20 protein-coding genes are annotated in these 20,106 nt (G+C 62.8%); 7 read left to right on the top strand and 13 right to left on the bottom strand.

The annotated features are described in order from the left end of the window. Positions 1–98: 98 nt before the first annotated feature. The 3 genes from JQ567_RS09110 (at position 99) to JQ567_RS09100 (ending at position 4,208) form a co-directional block, all read left to right on the top strand. A complete protein-coding gene (locus tag JQ567_RS09110) occupies positions 99–1,139 on the top strand; it encodes an AraC family transcriptional regulator (RefSeq protein WP_312017373.1) in 1,041 nt (346 codons plus the stop codon). Between the two features lie 317 nt (positions 1,140–1,456). Further along, a complete protein-coding gene (locus JQ567_RS09105; protein WP_212438497.1) occupies positions 1,457–2,998 on the top strand; it encodes a DEAD/DEAH box helicase in 1,542 nt (513 codons plus the stop codon). Positions 2,999–3,140: 142 nt separating this feature from the next. Further along, a complete protein-coding gene (locus JQ567_RS09100) occupies positions 3,141–4,208 on the top strand; it encodes a GGDEF domain-containing protein (RefSeq protein ID WP_212438496.1) in 1,068 nt (355 codons plus the stop codon). A gap of 138 nt (positions 4,209–4,346) precedes the next feature. Here the strand turns inward: JQ567_RS09100 and JQ567_RS09095 are convergent, their stop codons facing one another. The 10 genes from JQ567_RS09095 to JQ567_RS09050 form a co-directional block, all read right to left on the bottom strand. Beyond that, on the bottom strand, positions 4,347–4,796 hold the full coding sequence (locus JQ567_RS09095) for a TfoX/Sxy family protein (RefSeq protein ID WP_212438516.1): 450 nt from the start codon (positions 4,794–4,796) through the stop codon (positions 4,347–4,349). A 161-nt stretch (positions 4,797–4,957) separates the two neighbouring features. Next, the gene (locus JQ567_RS09090) at positions 4,958–5,347 is read right to left on the bottom strand and encodes an iron-sulfur cluster assembly accessory protein (RefSeq protein WP_212438495.1); all 390 of its coding nucleotides are present in this window, start codon (positions 5,345–5,347) and stop codon (positions 4,958–4,960) included. 144 nt (positions 5,348–5,491) lie between these two features. Continuing rightward, complete coding sequence (locus tag JQ567_RS09085; RefSeq protein ID WP_212438494.1) at positions 5,492–5,905, bottom strand: VOC family protein; 414 nt, start codon at positions 5,903–5,905, stop codon at positions 5,492–5,494. Between the two features lie 9 nt (positions 5,906–5,914). Then, positions 5,915–6,286 (bottom strand): SUF system Fe-S cluster assembly protein, encoded by a 372-nt coding sequence (locus JQ567_RS09080; protein ID WP_212206817.1) that lies wholly within the window; start codon positions 6,284–6,286, stop codon positions 5,915–5,917. Beyond that, the gene (locus tag JQ567_RS09075; RefSeq protein ID WP_212438493.1) at positions 6,283–7,530 is read right to left on the bottom strand and encodes a cysteine desulfurase; all 1,248 of its coding nucleotides are present in this window, start codon (positions 7,528–7,530) and stop codon (positions 6,283–6,285) included. Before JQ567_RS09075 ends, JQ567_RS09080 begins: the two co-directional genes overlap by 4 nt. Then, entirely contained in the window at positions 7,527–8,852 is a 1,326-nt protein-coding gene (gene sufD / locus JQ567_RS09070) for a Fe-S cluster assembly protein SufD (RefSeq protein ID WP_212438492.1), read from the bottom strand. Before sufD ends, JQ567_RS09075 begins: the two co-directional genes overlap by 4 nt. A gap of 21 nt (positions 8,853–8,873) precedes the next feature. Further along, positions 8,874–9,626 carry a Fe-S cluster assembly ATPase SufC gene (sufC, locus tag JQ567_RS09065; protein WP_212438491.1) on the bottom strand — a complete coding sequence of 251 codons (753 nt, stop codon included), beginning with the start codon at positions 9,624–9,626 and terminating at the stop codon, positions 8,874–8,876. A 127-nt stretch (positions 9,627–9,753) separates the two neighbouring features. After that, complete coding sequence (gene sufB, locus JQ567_RS09060; RefSeq protein WP_212206809.1) at positions 9,754–11,235, bottom strand: Fe-S cluster assembly protein SufB; 1,482 nt, start codon at positions 11,233–11,235, stop codon at positions 9,754–9,756. A gap of 91 nt (positions 11,236–11,326) precedes the next feature. Further along, positions 11,327–12,487, bottom strand: a complete 1,161-nt coding sequence (locus tag JQ567_RS09055) for a cysteine desulfurase family protein (RefSeq protein ID WP_212438490.1) — start codon at positions 12,485–12,487, stop codon at positions 11,327–11,329. A gap of 136 nt (positions 12,488–12,623) precedes the next feature. Next, a complete protein-coding gene (locus JQ567_RS09050) occupies positions 12,624–13,838 on the bottom strand; it encodes an acyltransferase family protein (RefSeq protein ID WP_212438489.1) in 1,215 nt (404 codons plus the stop codon). 31 nt (positions 13,839–13,869) lie between these two features. On the opposite strand from JQ567_RS09050, the gene JQ567_RS09045 reads away from it, so the two are divergent. The 3 genes from JQ567_RS09045 to JQ567_RS09035 all read left to right on the top strand — a co-directional run bounded on the left by JQ567_RS09045 (position 13,870) and on the right by JQ567_RS09035 (position 16,295). Next, positions 13,870–14,811: a LytTR family DNA-binding domain-containing protein gene (locus tag JQ567_RS09045; RefSeq protein WP_212438488.1), complete on the top strand. Its 942-nt coding sequence runs from the start codon at positions 13,870–13,872 to the stop codon at positions 14,809–14,811. Between the two features lie 308 nt (positions 14,812–15,119). After that, a complete protein-coding gene (locus JQ567_RS09040; RefSeq protein ID WP_027536583.1) occupies positions 15,120–15,767 on the top strand; it encodes an alpha/beta hydrolase in 648 nt (215 codons plus the stop codon). Between the two features lie 15 nt (positions 15,768–15,782). Then, entirely contained in the window at positions 15,783–16,295 is a 513-nt protein-coding gene (locus JQ567_RS09035) for a DUF1697 domain-containing protein (RefSeq protein ID WP_212438487.1), read from the top strand. A 147-nt stretch (positions 16,296–16,442) separates the two neighbouring features. Here the strand turns inward: JQ567_RS09035 and JQ567_RS09030 are convergent, their stop codons facing one another. The 3 genes from JQ567_RS09030 to JQ567_RS09020 form a co-directional block, all read right to left on the bottom strand. Then, positions 16,443–16,772, bottom strand: coding sequence for a multidrug efflux SMR transporter (locus JQ567_RS09030; RefSeq protein ID WP_212438486.1), 330 nt, complete (start codon positions 16,770–16,772; stop codon positions 16,443–16,445). Between the two features lie 2 nt (positions 16,773–16,774). Further along, entirely contained in the window at positions 16,775–17,452 is a 678-nt protein-coding gene (locus JQ567_RS09025; RefSeq protein ID WP_212438485.1) for a glutathione S-transferase family protein, read from the bottom strand. Between the two features lie 118 nt (positions 17,453–17,570). Further along, a complete protein-coding gene (locus JQ567_RS09020) occupies positions 17,571–18,674 on the bottom strand; it encodes an anhydro-N-acetylmuramic acid kinase (protein ID WP_212438484.1) in 1,104 nt (367 codons plus the stop codon). Between the two features lie 176 nt (positions 18,675–18,850). Here JQ567_RS09020 and tyrS point away from each other — a divergent pair, with 176 nt between their 5' ends. Further along, positions 18,851–20,104 (top strand): tyrosine--tRNA ligase, encoded by a 1,254-nt coding sequence (gene tyrS, locus JQ567_RS09015; protein WP_212438483.1) that lies wholly within the window; start codon positions 18,851–18,853, stop codon positions 20,102–20,104. The last annotated feature ends 2 nt before the right edge of the window (positions 20,105–20,106 follow it).

Raw genomic sequence — 20,106 nt, 5'->3', positions numbered from 1 at the left:
AAGTCACCGCCGTCCCATCAGGACCGGGTTACCCCCGCCGTGGCATGATTCCCGAGTGATTTGCCGCGCCGCGGCATATCCTGTGGAGGAATGCTGGGGTGGCTATTTCGGCTTTAAGAGAAGCGGCACGTCTGGCGCCGGTCGCCTATGCCCCTCCTGGAGATCAGGGTACCTCCGCCTTTAGATGGTCCACCGATCAGGTCGATCCGAAGGACCGCTTCGACTATTGGCGCGAGGTGCGCACCAAGGGGCTTTTTGGGGCGACCGCCGAACTCGACCGGGAGCACCGCCCAAAGTTCGCCGGAGAATTCTCGCTTCGGAAGATCGGCTCCGCCGGCCTGATCGGACTGCGCGCCTCGAGCTATCATGTCGAGCGCAGCGCGACCGATATCGCCAACGCACCCAGCGACAGCCTTTGCATCTGCCAGCAGCTTGGCGGCGGCGGCTGGTTCAGGGTCCGCAATGTCGATGATTTCCACGTCGCCGGCGGAACGTTTGCGACGAGCTATTCGGATCTGCCCTACCACACGGTCCCGATCGCCGCTGAAGGCTTCGATCTTCGCATTCTGAAGGTGCCGGTGGCCGACATTCTGCTGCCGCTACCAGGCCTGCACGACCTCGTCGCAAAACCGTTTACCGACCGCGCCGCCCTCACCCCGCTGCTGGAATCCTGTTTCACCGACCTGACCGAAGCGGATGGCGACAGCGATCCGGCGACAACGAAGGCGCTGGTGCAGACGCTCACGCACCTCACATTGATCGAGCGCGGCGTTGCCCGGCCGACCAGCCGGGTTGCGCAGTACGCGGTTCGGGCCGGCCGCCTGTCCCTGGCGCGGCGATTGATGGCCCGCCACATCGCCGAGCCGCAACTGTCGCCAGCGTTCGTCGCAAGTCAGCTCGCGATCTCGGTTCGTCATCTGCACGTGCTGTTCGAAGAATCGAGCATGAGCTTCTCGCAAACCGTCACCGCGCTGCGCATCGAGCGAAGCCGCCGCCTGTTGCGCGAGGCGCCGGCCATGACCATCGCCGAGATCGCGTTCGCCAGCGGCTTCGACAGCCTCGCAACGTTCTATCGCGTGTTTCGCGCGGCGCAGGGCGTCACGCCCGGTGACTTCCGGGAAGCGGCGACAAGGAAATAGGGTATGAGCGCGCGACCGGTCGCGTCGCAGCAGGCTCGGCAAGCTCGACGCATTTAACCGCCAAATGACGGTTTGGCCGTTATTTGTGCGAAAACATTAAGCTTTTTCGGCCATTTGGCGGGTTCCCAGATTGACTTTGGCCGTTTCGCGCCTATGTTCCGGCTCAACGCGGCCCTGGATCGACACGCGATTCCCCTGGGTTAGCCGCTCGTCTGCGTAAGTCAGAGCCCCCAGCTTTTTAAAGCGCGCCGTTTCGGGGTTGAACGCGACAGCCTTATTACCCTCGATTCCGAACGGCGGTGTCGACTAGAGGCTCAATGTCTTTTTCCCATCTCGGACTTTCCGACAAGGTTCTCGCCGCTGTTGCGGCCACCGGCTACACCACCCCTACGCCCATTCAGGAACAGGCGATCCCCCACGTTCTGGCGCGCCGCGACGTTCTCGGCATCGCCCAGACCGGCACCGGCAAGACCGCTGCCTTCGTCCTGCCCATGCTTACCATGCTGGAAAAGGGCCGCGCCCGGGCACGGATGCCCCGCACCCTGATCCTGGAGCCGACCCGCGAACTTGCGGCCCAGGTCAAAGAGAATTTCGACAAATACGGCATTGGCCAGAAACTCAATGTCGCGCTGCTGATCGGCGGCGTCTCGTTCGGCGATCAGGACACCAAATTGACCCGCGGCGTCGACGTCTTGATCGCGACCCCGGGCCGGTTGCTCGACCATACCGAGCGCGGCGGGCTGCTGCTCACCGGCGTTGAACTCCTGGTCATCGACGAAGCCGACCGCATGCTGGACATGGGCTTCATTCCCGACATCGAACGGGTCTGCAAGCTGGTCCCGTTCACGCGACAGACCCTGTTCTTTACCGCGACGATGCCGCCCGAAATCAGCCGCATCAGCGAAGCCTTCCTGCACAATCCCGAACGCATCGAAGTCTCCAAGCCCGCCACGACAGCGGTGGGCGTGTCACAATTCCAGGTCCCCGCCGCGCGCGAGGTGCACGAGAAGCGCGAGCTCCTGCGCCGCCTGCTGCGCGACGCCAAGGACCTCCAGAACGCGCTCATCTTCTGCAACCGCAAGCGCGAAGTCGCCGTCGTCTACAAGTCGCTGCAAAAGCACGGCTTCAGTGTCGGTGCCCTGCATGGCGATATGGATCAGTCGGCCCGCACCGCCGCCCTCGACCAATTCCGCTCCGGCGAAATCCCGATACTGGTGGCCTCCGATGTCGCCGCCCGCGGCCTCGATATTCCCACCGTCAGCCACGTCTTCAATTTCGACGTGCCGCATCATGCCGACGACTATGTCCACCGCATCGGCCGCACCGGTCGCGCCGGCCGCGCAGGCACCGCGATCTCGATCGTCACATCGCTCGACACCAAATCGCTGGCCGCGATCGAACGGCTGATCGGAAAATCCATTCCCCGCGCGGAAGGCGACTATTCCGTGCGATCGGAAGCGTCAGGCGATATCGACCCGCCGCGCGAGGCGCGCGGCAGAGAAGGTTCTCGCGGAGGCTCCCGCCACGGTGCCAGAGATGGCTCCAGGGAAAGCGTCAAGGAAGGTTCGAGAGAAGGTTCGCGGGAAGGTTCACGCGGCGGACGCAAGCCGCGACGTGAGCGCGAACCGCGCCACGGTGAGCGCGAACCGCGCCACGCCAAGGGAGGCGAGCGCAACTCCGGCCCGCAGCCGCAGGCAGCGACCGAAGCGTTCACGCCGCCAGCGCCCGCACCGGCCTCCCGCGTGCCCTCGATCGGCCGAGCCGAGCCGCGGCGCGCCCAGCGCGAGGTCGAATCCGAGCCTGCGGATCACTCGCATCTTCCGGCGTTTTTGCTGCGTCCCGTGCGCGCCCGCGTCTAACGCTTTCAACGCCGTCCACGCGGTGAACAGGGTACAACCCTGTTTACCGGGCGTTCATTCTCCTCCCTTAACTTCACGGCGATAATTTTAGTCATTGCCTGCTGGGCGGCGCGAAGCGTTGCTCGCCATTAGGGACGGATCAGTGGTGAAACTGCTGGACGAACACGAACGCACGCTGGCCTTCGCCGAAGTCGCGATGGGCCAGATCAAGTCGCTTCGGCAGACCGCCGTGCCCCGCAATTATGAAATCTGGTACGTCTACGCCACCGGTTACAACGCCCCCCTCAACAAGATCATCAACGAGACGCTGGCGCGCAACGGCAGGCTCAGCGAAGCCGACCTCGAACAGATCTACGAAACCTACCTCTCGCACATCAAGACCTCTGACCGCATCGACAAGGTCGGCGCGCGCGTGATCGGCGAGATCGACGACGTGATGACGCTGATCACCGAGGCGCTGGGCATGTCGGCGAGCTACGACGCCAGCCTGAGCGGCGCCAGCCAGAAACTGTCGACCGCGCAGAACCGCGACCAGATCAAGGCGGTTGTCGACCAGCTGGTGAAATCCACCCACGAGATGCGCGACACCAACAAGGCGCTGGAGAACCGGCTGTCGCTGTCAAAGAGCGAGATCAGCAATCTCCAGCACAGCCTGGAAGCCATCCGCGCCGAGAGCCTGACCGATCCGCTCACTGGCCTTGGCAATCGCAAATATTTCGACCGCTCGATCGAGATGGCGGTACAGGCGGCGCTGGCCAACGGTGAGCCGTTGTCGCTATTGATGTTCGACATCGATCATTTCAAATCGTTCAACGATTCCTACGGCCACCTCACCGGCGATCAGGTGCTGCGTCTCGTCGGCATGTCCTTGAAGCAGACCATCAAGGGACAGGACATCACCGCGCGCTATGGCGGCGAGGAATTCGCGGTCGTCTTGCCCAACACCGCACTGCGCCAGGCGCTGACGGTTGCCGATCACATCCGCCGCGCCGTGATGGCGAAGGAATTGAAGAAGAAATCCACCGGCGAAATCCTCGGCCGCGTCACCATCTCGGTCGGCGTGTCGATGCTGAAGCCGGACGACGACACGGATTCGCTGATCGAACGCGCCGATGCCTGCCTCTACGCCGCCAAACGCAACGGCCGCAACCGCGTGATCTGCGAAGTCGACCCCGAATACGCCGCCGAAACGCGCGGCCAGGTGGCCTGAGGTTCAACCCTTCATGGTGAGCCCGTAGGGTGGGCAAAGGCGTTCTTACGCCGTGCCCACCAACGTCCGTTCCTTATCTGAATTGGTGGGCACGCTTCCGCCTTCGCTCTTCGAGCTACGGCGGACGAGTCGCTTTGCTCACCCTACGAACTGACTTCTTTTGGCCACCGGCTTTTTCGCGGCAACCTTCTTCGCGGCTATTGCGACAGTTTTCTTGGCAGTTTTCTTGGCCGTTTTCTTGGCCGCCTTGCGCGCCTTCGGACGCTTGCGCAACGCGGCGCGCTGTGCCGCCGCCAGCGCCGCCCTCGCCCAATTGCTCAGTTCCTCCGAATCGTCGAACAGCCGAGCCGGCAATTGCCAATACGAATTCACGGTCACGGTCTTCGTACGTGTTTGATACGAAAACGGCTGCGAGCCCTCCGCCTCGAACTGCGGAATCGTCGTTTCATCCGCCCTGAAATACAGGCCGGCGCGCAGCGCGAGTGCAAAGTTGGTGCCGTCGGCGGAAATGCCGAAGCCGGAAAACATCCGGCGGATCGTCACCGGACCGAAATCGGCAAACAGGTCGATCAGGAAATCGCGATCCATGTGCCCCCACGTCTCCACGCGTCGTCCCGGCGAACGCCGGGACCCATACGCCGTGTCAGTTGTTTTGGGCAGAGTGGTCATCGCCGTCACGAAACGCAACAGCGGTGGTTATGGGCCCCCCGATGCGCAAGTGCGCATCTGAGCTCAAGGCCGGACGACAACTAGACCTTCGCCGCCGTCAGCTGCACCGACTCGCCGCAACCGCAGGCAGAGACCTGGTTGGGGTTGTTGAAGATAAACTGGGCCTGCATCTTGTCGGCCTTGTAGTCCATCTCGGTGCCGAGCAGGAACAACACGGCCTTGGGATCGACCAGGATCTTGACGCCGCGGTCTTCGACCACCTCGTCGGTGGGACGGACGTCATGGGCGTATTCGACCGTGTAGGATTGCCCGGCGCAGCCGCCGTTCTTGATCCCCACGCGCAGGCCAACGATCTCGGAATCGGCGCGCTTGGTCAGTTCCGTAATGCGCTGCGCCGCCGCCTCGGTCAGTTTCATGACCTGCGGGCGCGGCCGCGGCTTCGGCTTGGCGACGGGTGCGGTGGTGTCCATTGCAGTGGATCTCCTTACGCCGCGCGTTGGCGACGAAATCCTATACCGTTAAAATAACAACGAAATTCCTGCTGTGAAGGTCTGATATCCCGAATTTGGTTAGAACCTGTCCGAACGAACCGTATTCCTTTTCGCAGATCGCTCCTAATAAATCGCCCAAACTCCCGGCGTCACCAGTTCCAGCAGATGCCGGTCCGGGTCGCGAAAGTAGATGCTCTTTCCGCCGCGCGGCCAATCGGTCCTGCCTTCGATAGCGACATTGTGCTCGCCAAGACGCGTTTCCCAGGCCGCCAGTTCGGCCGCCGTGATGGCAAAGGCCACATGTATCGGGCCGCTGCCGTCATGCGGCGGAATAGTCCCGCCGGGCAAATGGAGCGTGTCGAGCGTCGCACCGCGACGAAACAGCAGAAGCACATTGCTGCCGCCGACATCGAAAGCAAAAAATCGCGAATCACGCGTCAGTGCTACCAGCCCAAGCACGTCTTCGTAGAATGCACGGGCGCGGTCGAGGTCATCGACATAAAGTGCGGTCTCGAGAACACCGGATAGCTTCGGCACCAAGATCCTTCACCACATATTGAGCACGAGGCGGGCCTCGTCGGACATGCGATCCGGCGTCCAGGCCGGCTCCCACACCAGATTGACATTGACGACGCCAACGCCGGGAACGCTGGCAACCGCGTTCTCCACCATGGTCGGCAGTTCGCCCGCTGCCGGGCAGTTCGGCGTGGTCAACGTCATCATCACATCGACGCTGCGATCGTCCTTGAAATCGACCTTGTAGATCAGGCCGAGTTCGTAGATGTCGGCCGGAATTTCCGGGTCGAACACCGTTTTCAGCGCCGCCACGATCTCGCCGCCGAGACGCTCGGTCTCCTCCGGCGGCAGCGCCGATTGGGTTTCCATGTTGGCGGTTTTGACTTCGGCTGTGTCGGTCATGAAAACAATTCCCGCGCCTTGATCAGCGCCTGCACCAGATGGTCGACTTCTTCACGGGTATTATACATCCCAAATGACGCGCGGCAGGTGGCTGTGACATTGAACCGCTCTAAAAGCGGCATCACGCAATGGGTGCCGGCGCGCACCGCAATGCCCTGGCGGTCGATCACGGTGGCGATATCGTGGGCATGCGCGCCCTTCATCTCGAACGAAATCACCGGTCCCTTGCCGCGCGCGGTGCCGATCAGCCGCAGCGAATTGATTTCGCGCAGGCGATCCTGGGCGTAAGTCACGAGGTCGTGCTCGTGGGCGAGGATGCGCTCCTTGCCGATCGAATTGACGTAGTCGATCGCCGCCCCCAGCCCGATCGACTCCACGATCGCCGGCGTGCCGGCCTCGAATTTATGCGGGGGATCGCCATAGGTGACCCAGTCCCGGGCAACTTCGCGGATCATCTCGCCGCCGCCGTTGAAGGGGCGCATCGCGACCAGATGCTCATGCTTGGCGTAGAGTACGCCGATGCCGGTCGGGCCGTACAGCTTGTGACCGGTGAAGACGTAGAAGTCGGCGTCGATGTCCTGCACGTCGATCGTCATGTGGACCGCGGCCTGGCTGCCGTCGATCAATACCGGGATGCCGCGGGCATGCGCCAGCTTCACGACGTCCTTGACCGGCACGATGGTGCCGAGCGCGTTCGACATCTGCGTGACCGCGACCAGCCTGGTGCGGTCGGTCAGCAGCTTTTCGAATTCCTCGATCAGGAAATTGCCTTCGTCGTCGACCGGGGCCCATTTGATGACCGCGCCGTGGCGCTCCCGAAGGAAATGCCAGGGCACGATGTTGGAATGGTGCTCCATAATCGAGATGATGATCTCGTCGCCGGCCTTGATGTTGGGCTCACCCCAGGACGACGCCACGAGGTTGATCGCCTCGGTGGCGTTGCGGGTGAAGATGATCTCTTCGGTGCGCGCGGCGTTGAGGAATTTTGCGACCTTGGCGCGGCCGCCTTCATAGGCTTCGGTCGCGGCGTTGGCGAGGTAATGCAGGCCGCGATGGACGTTGGCGTATTCGCTCTTGTAGGCTTCCGTCATGCGGTCGAGCACGGCGGTGGGCTTCTGGGCGGAGGCCGCGTTGTCGAGATAGACCAGCGGCTTGCCATAGACCTTCATCGCCAGTGCCGGGAAATCCTCCCGCACCCGCGCCACGTCATAGGCGCCATTTTTCACCGCCGGATGCATGGTCAACCCCTCGCCGCCAGCCAGCGCTGCGCCGCTGCGATCGCAAGCTCGCGCAGGCCGTCATTCACAATCGATTCAATCGCCTCGCCAACGAAGGCCTGGATCAGCAGCGCCTGGGCTTCCTTCTCGGACAGACCGCGTGCGCGCAGGTAAAACAGCAGGCTCTCGTCGAGCGCGCCGGTGGTGGCGCCATGGCCGCAGGTGACGTCGTCGGCAAAGATCTCGAGTTCCGGCTTGTTGTCGGCCTCGGCGTCGTCGGACAGCAGCAGCGCCCGCGTCATCATCTTGGCGTCGGTTTTCTGGGCATGCGGACGCACGACGATGCGGCCCTGGAACACCGAATGGGCGCGGTCGTCGACGACGGCGCGGAAGATTTCGCGGCTGTCGCAATGCGGCACCGCGTGGTCCATGAACAGCGTGGTGTCGGCGTGCTGCTTGCCGTTGAGCAGATTGACGCCGTTGGTCTCGACCCTGGAGCCCTCGCCGGCAAACGCGATGGTCGCCTGGTAGCGGCTGACGCCGGCGCCCGACATCATGCCAAAGGTGTTGAAATGCGCATGCGCGCCCAGGCTCACCACGCCAGACGAAATATTGAAGGCGTCGCGACCGTCCTCGTTGAGGCGGACATGGTCGAGGCGTGAATTGTTGCCGATCGAGATGATCAGGGAATCATGCACCTGATAGGCCTTGGCGCCGTCGGCCGCGATATAGCTTTCGACCAGGGTCGCACCGGCATCCTTGCCGAGGCGCAGCAGCGAGCGCGTGAACATCGCCGCCGGCACCGTGCCGCTGGCGATATGGACAATGTGCAGCGGCTGCGACAGCACGACGCCGTCGGCGACATCGATCACCACGCCGTCGGTCATCATCGCGCTGTTCAGCGCCACCATGGGATTGGCATTGTCGGGCGTGAACAACAGCGCCTGCAGCGCGGCGTCGCCGGTTTCCAGCGTCTCGCGCAAGGTGCGGATGCCGAGGCCCTTCTCCAGACCGCCGAGTTCGGAAAGCTTTGGCGCGAACACGCCGTCGACCAGCACCAGGCGCCGCACGCCTTCGATCGCGTGGAGCTTCATCGCGGCCGCAGCGCGCGAAAACTCCGCCGTATCCGGCGCAGGCGCTAGCGGCGGCACTTCGCGCATCAGTGCGCGCAGATCGGTGTATTTCCAGTCCTCGATGCGGCGATGCGGCAGGCCCGCTTGCGCATAGGCGGCGAAAGCCGCCTCGCGCGCCGCGGCGACCTTGCCGGTGCCGGGAAGCCGGTCGCGCGCGATCGCAAAGCTGTCGCTCAGCGCGCTCCCGGTCTCGTTTTTTACCAAAGCCACATTCATCACAAAATCCGTATCCCGCCTTTAGGCCGCGTCTTCGAACTGGGTGTAGCCGGAAGCCTCGAGCTCCAGCGCCAGCTCCTTGCCGCCGCTTTTGACGACGCGGCCCTTGGACATCACGTGCACGAAATCAGGCACGATGTAGTTGAGCAGCCGCTGGTAGTGGGTGATGACGACCATGGCCCTGCCCTGCGAACGCAGCGCGTTGACGCCGTCGGCCGCCACGCGCAGCGCGTCGATGTCGAGGCCGGAATCCATTTCGTCGAGGATGCAGACGGCCGGCTCGAACAGCGCCATCTGCAAAATCTCGTTGCGCTTCTTCTCGCCGCCGGAAAACCCGACATTGACGCCGCGCTTGAGCATGTCGCGCGGAATGTTCAGGCTGGCCGCGGCGGCATAGGCCTTTTTCAGGAATTCCGGCGTCGTCAGCTGGCTCTCGCCGCGCGCCTTGCGCTGCGCGTTCAGCGCCACGTGCAGGAAATTCATGGTGGCGACGCCGGGAATTTCGACCGGATACTGGAACGCCAGGAACACGCCCTTGGCGGCGCGCTCGTCCGGCGACATCTCCAGCAGGTCTTCGCCCCTGAACAGGATTTCGCCGCCGGTCACTTCGTAACCCGGCTTGCCGGCAATGACGTGCGAGAGCGTCGACTTGCCGGAGCCGTTCGGCCCCATGATCGCGTGCACCTCGCCCGGGTTCACCGTGAGCGACAGCCCATGGAGAATCTCACGCTCCTCGACACGGACTTTCAGATCTTTGACTTCAAGTAGTGACATACAATTGTCCTTAAGACTGACTTAGAGATTTTCGTCATTGCGAGGAGCCCTTGCGACGAAGCAATCCAGCATGTTTCGCGCAATGGATTGCTTCGCTGCGCTCGCAATGACGGCATCGAAACCGCCGTTAACCAACCGATCCTTCAAGGCTGATCGAGATCAGCTTCTGGGCTTCCACCGCGAACTCCATCGGCAGTTGCTGCAGCACGTCCTTCACAAAACCATTGACCACGAGGCCGACGGCTTCTTCCTGGCTGAGCCCGCGCTGCACGCAGTAGAACAGCACGTCCTCGGAAATCTTCGAGGTGGTGGCTTCGTGCTCAAACAGCGCCGAGGAGTTCTTGGCTTCAACATACGGCACGGTGTGCGCGCCGCATTTGTCGCCGATCAGGAGCGAGTCGCAGGCCGTGAAATTGCGCGCGCCTGTCGCTTTCCTGTGGGCGGTGACGAGGCCGCGATAGGTGTTTTGCGAGACGCCGGCGGCGATGCCCTTGGAGATGATACGGCTCGTGGTGTTCTTGCCGAGATGAATCATCTTGGTGCCGGAATCGACCTGCTGGTGACCGTTCGAGATCGCGATCGAGTAAAACTCGCCGCGTGAATTGTCGCCGCGCAGGATGCAGCTCGGATATTTCCAGGTGATCGCCGATCCCGTTTCGACCTGGGTCCAGGAGATCTTCGAATTGTTGCCGCGGCAGTCGCCCCGCTTGGTGACGAAATTGTAGATGCCGCCCTTGCCTTCGGAGTTGCCGGGGTACCAGTTCTGCACCGTCGAGTATTTGATCTCGGCATCGTCGAGCGTGACGAGTTCGACGACGGCGGCGTGCAACTGGTTCTCGTCGCGCTGCGGCGCAGTACAGCCTTCTAGGTAGCTGACGTAAGAGCCCTTGTCGGCGATGATCAGCGTGCGCTCGAACTGGCCGGTGTTGCGCTCGTTGATGCGGAAGTAAGTCGACAACTCCATCGGGCAGCGCACGCCCGGCGGTACATAGACGAACGAGCCGTCGGAGAAGACAGCCGAATTCAGCGTCGCGAAATAATTGTCCGAAGTCGGCACGACCGTGCCGAGATACTTCTTCACGAGTTCAGGGTGTTCGCGGATCGCTTCCGAGATCGGCATGAAGATCACGCCGGCCTGCTTCAGCTCCTTCTGAAACGTGGTCGCGACCGAAACCGAATCGAAGACAGCGTCGACCGCGATCTTGCGCTGACCCTCGGGCCGCACGACGCCTTCCAGCACCTCGACTTCGCGCAGGGGAATGCCGAGCTTCTCGTAGGTCTTCAGGATGTCCGGATCGATCTCGTCGAGCGAACCGATCGTCTTCTTCGGCTTCGGCGCCGAATAGTAATAGAGATCCTGATAGTCGATCTTGGGATAGTTGACGCGCGCCCATTGCGGCTCGGTCATGGTCAGCCAGCGGCGATAGGCCTCCAGACGCCATTCCAGCATCCAGGCCGGCTCATTCTTTTTCGCAGAGATGAAGCGGACGGTGTCTTCCGACAGCCCTTTTGGAGCCTTGTCGGACTCGATCAGCGTCTCAAATCCATATCGATATTGGTCGACGTCGATCTGCCTGACGCGATCGACCGTCTCCTGTACGGCAGCCATTCCATCCTCCGCTCGCGGTTTCAAGGACCGCGGTGGATCAATCCGGCGGTTCTAGAGCCTGATCGATCCTGATTGGTTCAGAACCGATTGCTTAGAACCGTTCAACCTGTGTTTCGTCCCTCTTAAGTAAGGTATTGGTGAGCTTTCGCCAAGCCTTGAGGGCCAATTCAATCTCTGTCTGTGATGTAGACCACCCCAGACTGAGCCGCACAGCTCCCTGAGCCAGTTCCCGGCCCTGCCCCATGGCGTCCAGGACATGCGAGGGCTGGACCTTGCCCGATGAGCAGGCGGAGCCCGACGATACCGCAATACCGGCGAGATCGAAGCCAATCACGGCCGTTTCGGCCTTTAGGCCGGGAACACTGAACAGTGTGGTATTGGGCAACCGTGGGACGCCTTCCGAGAAGACGATCATCCCAGGCGTCTGCTTCAGACCGTCCTCGAGGCGATCTTTGAGCCCCTGCAGGCGTCCCGTATCCATGTCCAGCGCTGCCATCGCCGCCCTGGCAGCGGCGCCGAACGATGAAATTCCCGCGACATTCTCGGTGCCCGCCCGGCGGCCCAGTTCCTGTCCGCCGCCGCGCAGCAGCGGCTCCAGCCCCTGCACGTCCCCGGCCAAAACAACAGCACCGACGCCCTTGGGCCCGCCGATCTTGTGCGCCGAAAGCGTGACAAGATCGGCGTCGATCGAATTGATATTAAAGGGTATTTTTCCGAATGCCTGGATCGCATCGACATGCAGCAGCCCGCCGGCCTCATGGACGATCCGGGATACCTCTGCCACGGGCTGAATGGCACCGGTCTCGTTATTGGCCAGCATCACCGACACCAGCGCGGGAGGGCCGTTCAGCAGCTCGCGCAGATGGTCGAGGTCAACAAGGCCCGAGGCCGTGACCTTGATGGTCTTGATCGCGTCGGGTGGAAACCGTCCGCCCGACAGCACGGAGGCGTGTTCGATGGCCGACACCAGGAGCCGCTGAACCTGATGTCCCGCGCCCCGCCGCAGGCCCGGCGTCAGCGCCAGCGCGTTGGCCTCGGTTCCACCTGATGAAAAGACCACGTCCTGCGGCCGGGCGCCGACCGTGGCTGCGACCGCGGCGCGGGCGTCCTCGACCAGCCGCCGCGCCTGGCGGCCCTCGGCGTGGACCGAGGATGGATTGCCGGCGAGCTCCCAGGCAGCCGCCATCGCCGCCTTGGCTTCAGGGCGAAGCGGCGTGGTCGCGTTCCAGTCGAGATAGATCCGGTCAGGCATGCGCCGTCTTAGCACCTTTCCCTAGAGCATTATCGGTTCTGATTGAATCAGAACCGAAGCTCTAGCCTCTTGTTTTGACGCGTTTTCTTCACGCGAACCGGCATCCGCTTCGCTTGAAAACGCTCTAGGCGGCCAATCATTGCGCGGGCTGGCTCCTCGCCCGCACCGGCATGGCCGGTTCGGATGCCATCCGCAATCCGAACAAGGGCCTCAAGATAGTGACGCGCCGAACGATCTCATAGGTCACCACGCAGGCCGCGATCGTGCCCGAAATGACGATCCCCGCTTCAAGCCCGGCTGGAAGACCCTGTCCGCGCAATGCATGCGCAATCATGATGATCGCGGTCTGGTGCACGATGTAATACGGGAAGATCGCATCGGTGAGATAGCGCCGCACCGGCGAATCCGCGGTCAGCCATCGCCGCGCGAAGCCGAGCAGCGCGACCATGCAAAGCCATTGATAGGACCCGTAGGCCGCAGCGGCAAAGATTTTCAGCGGCATGCCGCCGTACCTGGTCGCCCACACGGCGAGAAACGACAGAAAGAACCCGGCCGCCAGCGACAGCGCCAGCCAGCGCAGACGCTCCATCGCCTCCCAGATGGCCACAGCGCGGGCCAGCACAAAGCCGAACAGGAAGACGGTCGCGAACAGCGCGTGATTGTACCAGTCGCCGAACAGCGCGTGCGTCGATGGAAAGTGTGGCAGCAGGACCAGGCGATAAGCCGCAAGCAGCAGCGGCGGCACGAGCAGCAGCAGCACGCCCGATAGCGCCGATGCCAGCCGCCGCTCGATCCAGCCGAGCAGTCCGGGAGCCAGCACCAGCACGCCGCCGAGCGCCACCGTGTAAACCCACAGATAAGCCACGAACCAGAGATGGTTCCACGTCGGCAGCAGGATGCAGGGGGTTGGGCAGAATTGCGGCCCGAAAGCGAGATAATGCCGCTGGTAGAAATCGACGAAGCCGGCCGGATAGCCAAGCGCCTCGACAATCTGGTCATAGGCCTGCGGCGGCACGATCACCAGCATGCCGAACACCAGGGGAATCAATAACCGCGCCGACCGTGACCGCAGCAGCGGCCCCAGTTTGTATTTGCCCAGCATGAAGCGGGTCGCCACGCCCGAAACCAGGAACAACAGCGATAGCCGCCACGGATTGAGCACCAGCATCACCGGTTCCAGCGCAGCGATCCGATGCGCGCTCTTGATGTGGAAGCCCCAGGAAACGTAGAGCATGCCTACATGGTAGAAGATCAGGAGGCCGAAGGCTGCGATCCGCACCCAGTCGAGATCGATGCGCCGCTCGGAGCCGGAAGCGGAATCCGGTGATTGTGATATGGTTTGCTGCCACATGGCTTGATCCCTCAATGCGCGGCGAAGTTGGATGACCGACGTCAAAAATGCGCCTGATGGCCGTGGCGTCGAGCCGGTTTGGGATCAAAACCAGCCTGCTTGGGACGAGACGACCCCGCGTGGGACCAGCGGCTTGTTTCGCGGGATAACCGGAGCCGACTGGCTGGTCTACGCTGCGGTCGCGGCGGTCGCGCTTGCGATCGGCAGCGTCAACGCGCTGTCGACCGCGGACGACATCGCCCGGCGCGGCGGCTCCTATAACCTCAAGACGCCGCTGCTCTGGGAGATGACCAGCATTGTCGTCATCATCCTGCTGGCGCCGGCCCTGTTCGCCGCGGTCAGGCGAATCCGCCGGGAACCGCGCCGGCTGGTCCGTATCGCGCTGGTGATCGCGGCCATCATCGTCTTCTCCGCCGTGCACATCACCGGGATGGTGGCCTTGCGTAAACTCGTGCTGTGGATGCTCGGCGGCAGCTATGATTTCCACCTCTCGCTCGCGACCTTGCTCTATGAGGCTCGCAAGGACGCGGTCACGTGCCTGTTGATCGGTGGCGGCATGTGGCTGATCGACAGCCGCCGGGAGGTCGGGGCGGTTGCGACGGCGGCCCCCGCCACGGCTGCCGAAGCGCTGCCGCATATGGTCTGGCTGCGCGACGGCACCACCCGCATTCGCATCGAACCCCGGGAGATTATCTGGATCAGTTCGGCCGGGAACTATGTCGAATTCAGCCTCGCTGATGGTCGCAGCCATTTGGTCCGCGGAACGCTGGCGGCGGCCGAGGCTCAGCTTGCGCGCTTCAAACTGGCACGCGTCCACCGCACCCGGCTCGCCAATCTCGACCGGGTGACCGCCGTGGAGTTGAAGCCATCGGGAGATTTCGAGCTTACCTTCGACACCGGACAGACTGCTGTGGGCAGCCGGCGCTACCGCAACGCCATCGCCTCGCTTGAACGCATTACCGCTTCAAGTTGAGCGGCAACCTTGCCAGGCCGGCACTGGGGCGGCCCTCGACGAAAAGAAATCTTCAAAATTCATCAAATACTTATCCCGGACGCCGGATTCGCCTTGGCCCGGCCTCGGGCGCATAAAATCCTTGCTTTTTGCCCCTCGCCTCATGCTAGAACGCGGCCACAAAGTTCACCGGCGCCGTTCGCGCGATCGCCCAACGACGCTGATCAGCCATTCATGAGCCACTTTGTCTGCGGGTCGCGCGGATGAAGTCCGCACCACCAGGTTGATTGCCAAGGGTCGTTCTCAAGGGATCAATCAAGGAATCACTGATGCCTGAAGTTATTTTCACCGGTCCCGCGGGCCGTCTCGAAGGCCGCTACCATCCGGCGAAGCAGAAGAACGCGCCGATCGCGATGATCCTGCATCCGCATCCGCAGTTTCACGGCACGATGAATCACCAGATCGTCTACCAGTGCTACTACGCGTTTGCGCATCGCGGCTTTTCAGTGCTGCGCTTCAATTTCCGCGGTGTCGGCCGCAGCCAGGGATCGTTCGATCACGGCACCGGCGAATTGTCGGATGCGGCATCCGCGCTCGACTGGGCGCAGACCATCAATCCCGAAGCGCGCGCCTGCTGGGTCGCCGGCTTTTCGTTCGGCGCCTGGATCGGCATGCAGCTTTTGATGCGCCGGCCCGAGGTCGAAGGTTTTATTTCGATCGCGCCGCCCGCCAACCTCTACGACTTCTCCTTCCTCGCCCCCTGCCCGTCGTCGGGCCTGATCGTGCATGGCGAAAAGGATGCGGTGGTGCCGCCGAAGGACGTCAACACGCTGGTCGAGAAGCTCAAGACGCAAAAGGGCATCGTGATCGACCAGCAGGTCATCCCCGGCGCCAACCATTTCTTCGACGGCAAACTGCAGCCGCTGATGGAAACGGTGACCGGCTATCTCGACATGCGGCTCGCCAACGTCCGGTAACACAGGCGTTACAGCGTGACCTCGTTCGTCGCCCTGCTCCGTGCCGTCAATGTCGGCGGCACCGGCAAGCTGCCGATGAGCGAGCTCAAGACGATGTGCGAGGCGCTCGGGTTCGACGGCGTTCGTACCTACATCGCCAGCGGCAATGTGGTGTTCACCAGCCGCAAATCCGAATCCGCGGTCAAGAAGGCGCTGGAATCCCGGCTTGAAGCCTATGCCGGCAAGGCGATCGGCGTGATGGTGCGTACGGCCGACGAGATGCAGGCCGTGTTGAAAAACAATCCGTTTCCAAAGGCGCCGGGCAGCCGGACGGTCGCGATCTTCCTCAATGCCAAGCCACCGGCCGATACGCTTGCCGCCGTCAAAGGGCGCAAGGATGAAGAAATCGGATTGGGCGCCCGCGAGATCTATGTCCATTACGGCGACGGCATCGGGCAATCGAAACTGGTGATCCCTGCTGCCAAGGTGGGAACGGCGCGCAACATGAATACGATCGCGACGCTCGCGAAGATGGCGAGCGATTTGTAGGCGCCATACGCCTTCGTGGCCCGGATGAAAGCCAACGGGTCGCGCGAATGCGCGCCCGATGACAGGCTCCGCGAAATCCAATCCGGGGGACCCGACCGGGAAGATTCCCGGATTGCGCTTGGCTTCATCCGGGCTACGGCTAGAGACTCACGCCGGCGCCAGCTTCAACGCGACGATCCCGATCATGACCAGCACGATGCCGGCGATCTTCACCGGGTTGAGAGCCTCGCCGAACAGCAGCACGCCCATCGTCAAGGTCCCGACCGCGCCGATGCCAGTCCACACGGTATAGGCGACGCCGATTTCCAGCACCTGGAGCGCGCGGCCGAGCAGGAACACGAACGCCGCCAGCAGCGCCAGCGAAGCGATGCTCCATCCGAGCCGCGTATAACCTTCGGCGTATTTCATCGAGATCGCCCAGCCGACATCGAGTAGCCCGGCGGTAACCAGCGCGACCCAGGCGATCTGCGGCGACATGGCTACGCCGCCAGTTTCAGCAAGTGCGCGTTATGGCGAACCAGGAACGCGTGCAGCAATTGCGGATAGTCGGTGCCGACGGCGTTGCGGACACTGTCCCGTTTTGCCAGCTCCGTCCGCCATGCGCGCACCTTCGGCGTCTCTGCGAAGATCGAGAGGTCGATCAACTCGTCGAACACATCGAAGTACCGGAAGATCGGCGCGAACACGGCATCCACGAGACTGAATTTTTCGCCGGCAAAGAACGGACCCGCACCCAGCGCCTCCTCGACACGCGCGAACTTCGCGGCCACCGCCAACCGTTTGGTTTCGAAGACCGCGGCATCGCCTGTTGTTTCTAGTCCCCACAGCTCGCTCAGGATCGTCGACCCGAATTCCATCCAGGCCCGGTGTTGCGCCCGCTGCAAGGCCTCCTGCGGATGCAGTTTTGCACCCGCTTGCGTTTCCTCGATGTACTCGCAGATCACGTTGCTCTCGAACAACGCCACCTCGCCCGCCTCGCTGCGCACGATCAGCACTGGCACCTTGCCGAGCGGCGAAAGCTTCAGGAACCAGTCCGGCTTGTTGGCGAGATCGATATCTATGCGCTCGAAGGCGACGCCCTTCTCGTTCAGCGCGATCACCGCGCGCTGCACATAGGGACAAAGCTTGTGGCTGATCAAAGTGAGTTTTGCCGTCATGACGACCTCCGGGCGCGAAGCCGAACGGCTCGCTTCATGCATCTGCATTCAATTAGATGCATGTGCATGCAGTCGTCAAGGTCGATGCAATTGCATCAACAGATCTTGATCCCGGCCGTTACGGCCGGGCCATGAGCCCCCCGGTCATCGGGATCGGCACCCCCGTGGTGGCCGGATAGCTCAGCGGCAGGCCCTTTAGCCCTCGCGCCGCCAGGAAGCCAAATGCCTGCGCCTCGATCGCGTCCGAAGCCCAGCCGAGCCCATCCGCGGCCTCGACGGTGGCGGGCTGAAGCCGGTCGCGCAGCATCCGCAGCATGGTCAGGTTGCGGGCACCGCCGCCGGCCACGATCCAGCTCTTCGGCACCTTTGGCAGCAACGGCACGATCCGGGCGATCGATGCGGCCGTAAACGCGGTCAGGGTCGCGGCGCCGTCCACGGGCGACATCCCGTCAACCTTCAGCGCGGCAAAATCATTGCGGTCGAGCGATTTGGGCGGCGGCTTGGCAAAGAACGGCAGCGCCAGCGCGCGGGCGATCCAGGCGTCATCGACCTTGCCCTGGGCGGCGGTTTGACCCGCGGTGTCGAAACGCTGGTTCAGGACGCGGTACATGTGGTCGTCGAGCAGCGCGTTGCCGGGACCGGTGTCGCAGGCGATCAGCGTGTCGGTCCCGTCGATATAGGTGATGTTGGAGACCCCGCCGATGTTAACCACGACGATCGGCCCCTCGCGCTCCAGCGACTGGGCCAGCGCGCGGTGATAGACCGGCACGAACGGCGCGCCCTGCCCGCCGGCGGCGACGTCGGCGGCGCGGAAATCATGCATCACGGGAATATGGATCGCCTTGGCCAGGGCTGCGGCATCGCCGATCTGTACCGTCAATCCGCGCTCGGGCCGGTGCAGCACGGTCTGGCCGTGAAAGCCGACGATGTCGATGTCCTGGGCGGAGATGCGGTGTTGCGCGGTAAAGGCGGCGACCGCCTCGGCATGGGCCAAAGTGACGGCCTGTTCGGCCTCCCGCAGGACACCCGGCCGCGCATCGCGCTGCGGCAGGTTGACGGCCTCGTACAGCGCCTGGCGCAGCAGGCGGCGCTCCATTTCGCTGTAGGGTCGGTATCCGGATGGCCCGAAGGCCCGGACTTTCCGGCCATCGGTTTCGATCATGGCGACATCGACCCCGTCGAGCGAGGTGCCGCTCATCAAACCTATTGCCGTCAACATCATTGTAATCGTGCCTTCGCCACGCCCTGCTCGAATCGTCCCGCCGACGACGACCAGCTTGTGCCAAACACGGACATCTTATAATGCCACACCGCACGCGCTTGCGGCAGGCCATTCCGCTATGGTTCCGCAACTCGTTACAATTACCGTGAAAATAGAATGATCAGAGTCGCAGACCAATGACCGCATTTAAATCAGATTTCCTGAACATTTTACAGGAACGCGGCTTCATCCACCAATGTTCCGATTTCGACGGCCTCGACGCGCTCGCCGCGAAGGGCCAGGCGACCGCCTATGTCGGCTACGATTGTACCGCGCCGTCGCTGCATATCGGCAATTACCTCACCATGATGATGCTGCACTGGCTGCAGCAAAGCGGCAACAAGCCGATCACCCTGATGGGCGGCGGCACCACCATGGTCGGCGATCCCTCCGGCAAGGACGAATCGCGCGCGATCCGCTCCATCGCGGAAATCGAGGCCAACAAGGCCTCGATCCGCGGCGTGTTCGCAAAGGTGCTGCGCTACGGCAATGGCGCCAGCGACGCCATCATGCTCGACAACGCCGAATGGCTGACCAAGCTGAACTGGATCGAAATGCTGCGCGACATCGGCCGGCATTTCTCGGTCAACCGCATGCTGACGATGGACTCGGTGCGCCTGCGGCTCGAACGCGAGCAGGAGATGAGCTTCATCGAGTTCAACTACATGGTCTGCCAGGCCTATGATTTCGTCGAACTGGCCCGGCGCACCGGCTGCCGGCTGCAGATGGGCGGCTCCGACCAATGGGGCAACATCGTCAACGGCGTCGATCTCGGCCGCCGCATGGGCACGGAGCAGCTGTTCGCGCTGACCACGCCGCTGCTCACCACAGCCTCGGGCGCCAAGATGGGCAAGACCGCGCAAGGCGCGGTCTGGCTCAACGCCGACCAGTTCTCGCCTTACGATTTCTGGCAATACTGGCGCAACGTCGAGGACGCTGACGTCGTCAAATTTCTAAAGCTGTTCACGATCCTGCCGATGAGCGAGATCAACAAACTTGCGGCGCTGCAAGGCGGCGAGATCAACGAGGCCAAGAAGGTGCTGGCGACGGAAGCAACCGCGCTGCTGCACGGCCGCGAAGCCGCCAACACCGCCTCCGAAACCGCGCGGCAAACCTTTGAGGAAGGCGCGATTGCGGAAAGCCTGCCGACGGTGGAAATTCCGCGCGGCGAACTTGATGCCGGTGCCGGCGTGCTGGGGCTGTTCGTCAAGGCCGGCCTCGTCGCATCGAACGGCGAGGCACGCCGCCAGATCAAGGGCGGCGGGCTGCGCGTCAATGATGCCGCCGTGACCGACGAGAAGATGGTCCTGAACGCGGGCAATCTCACGCAGGAAGGCGTCATCAAGCTGTCGATGGGCAAGAAGAAGCACGTCCTGCTCAAGCCTGCATAGGC

Source organism: Bradyrhizobium sp. AUGA SZCCT0431 (assembly GCF_018131065.1).
Lineage (GTDB): Bacteria > Pseudomonadota > Alphaproteobacteria > Rhizobiales > Xanthobacteraceae > Bradyrhizobium.
This window is presented reverse-complemented; position numbering and strand designations above follow the sequence as displayed.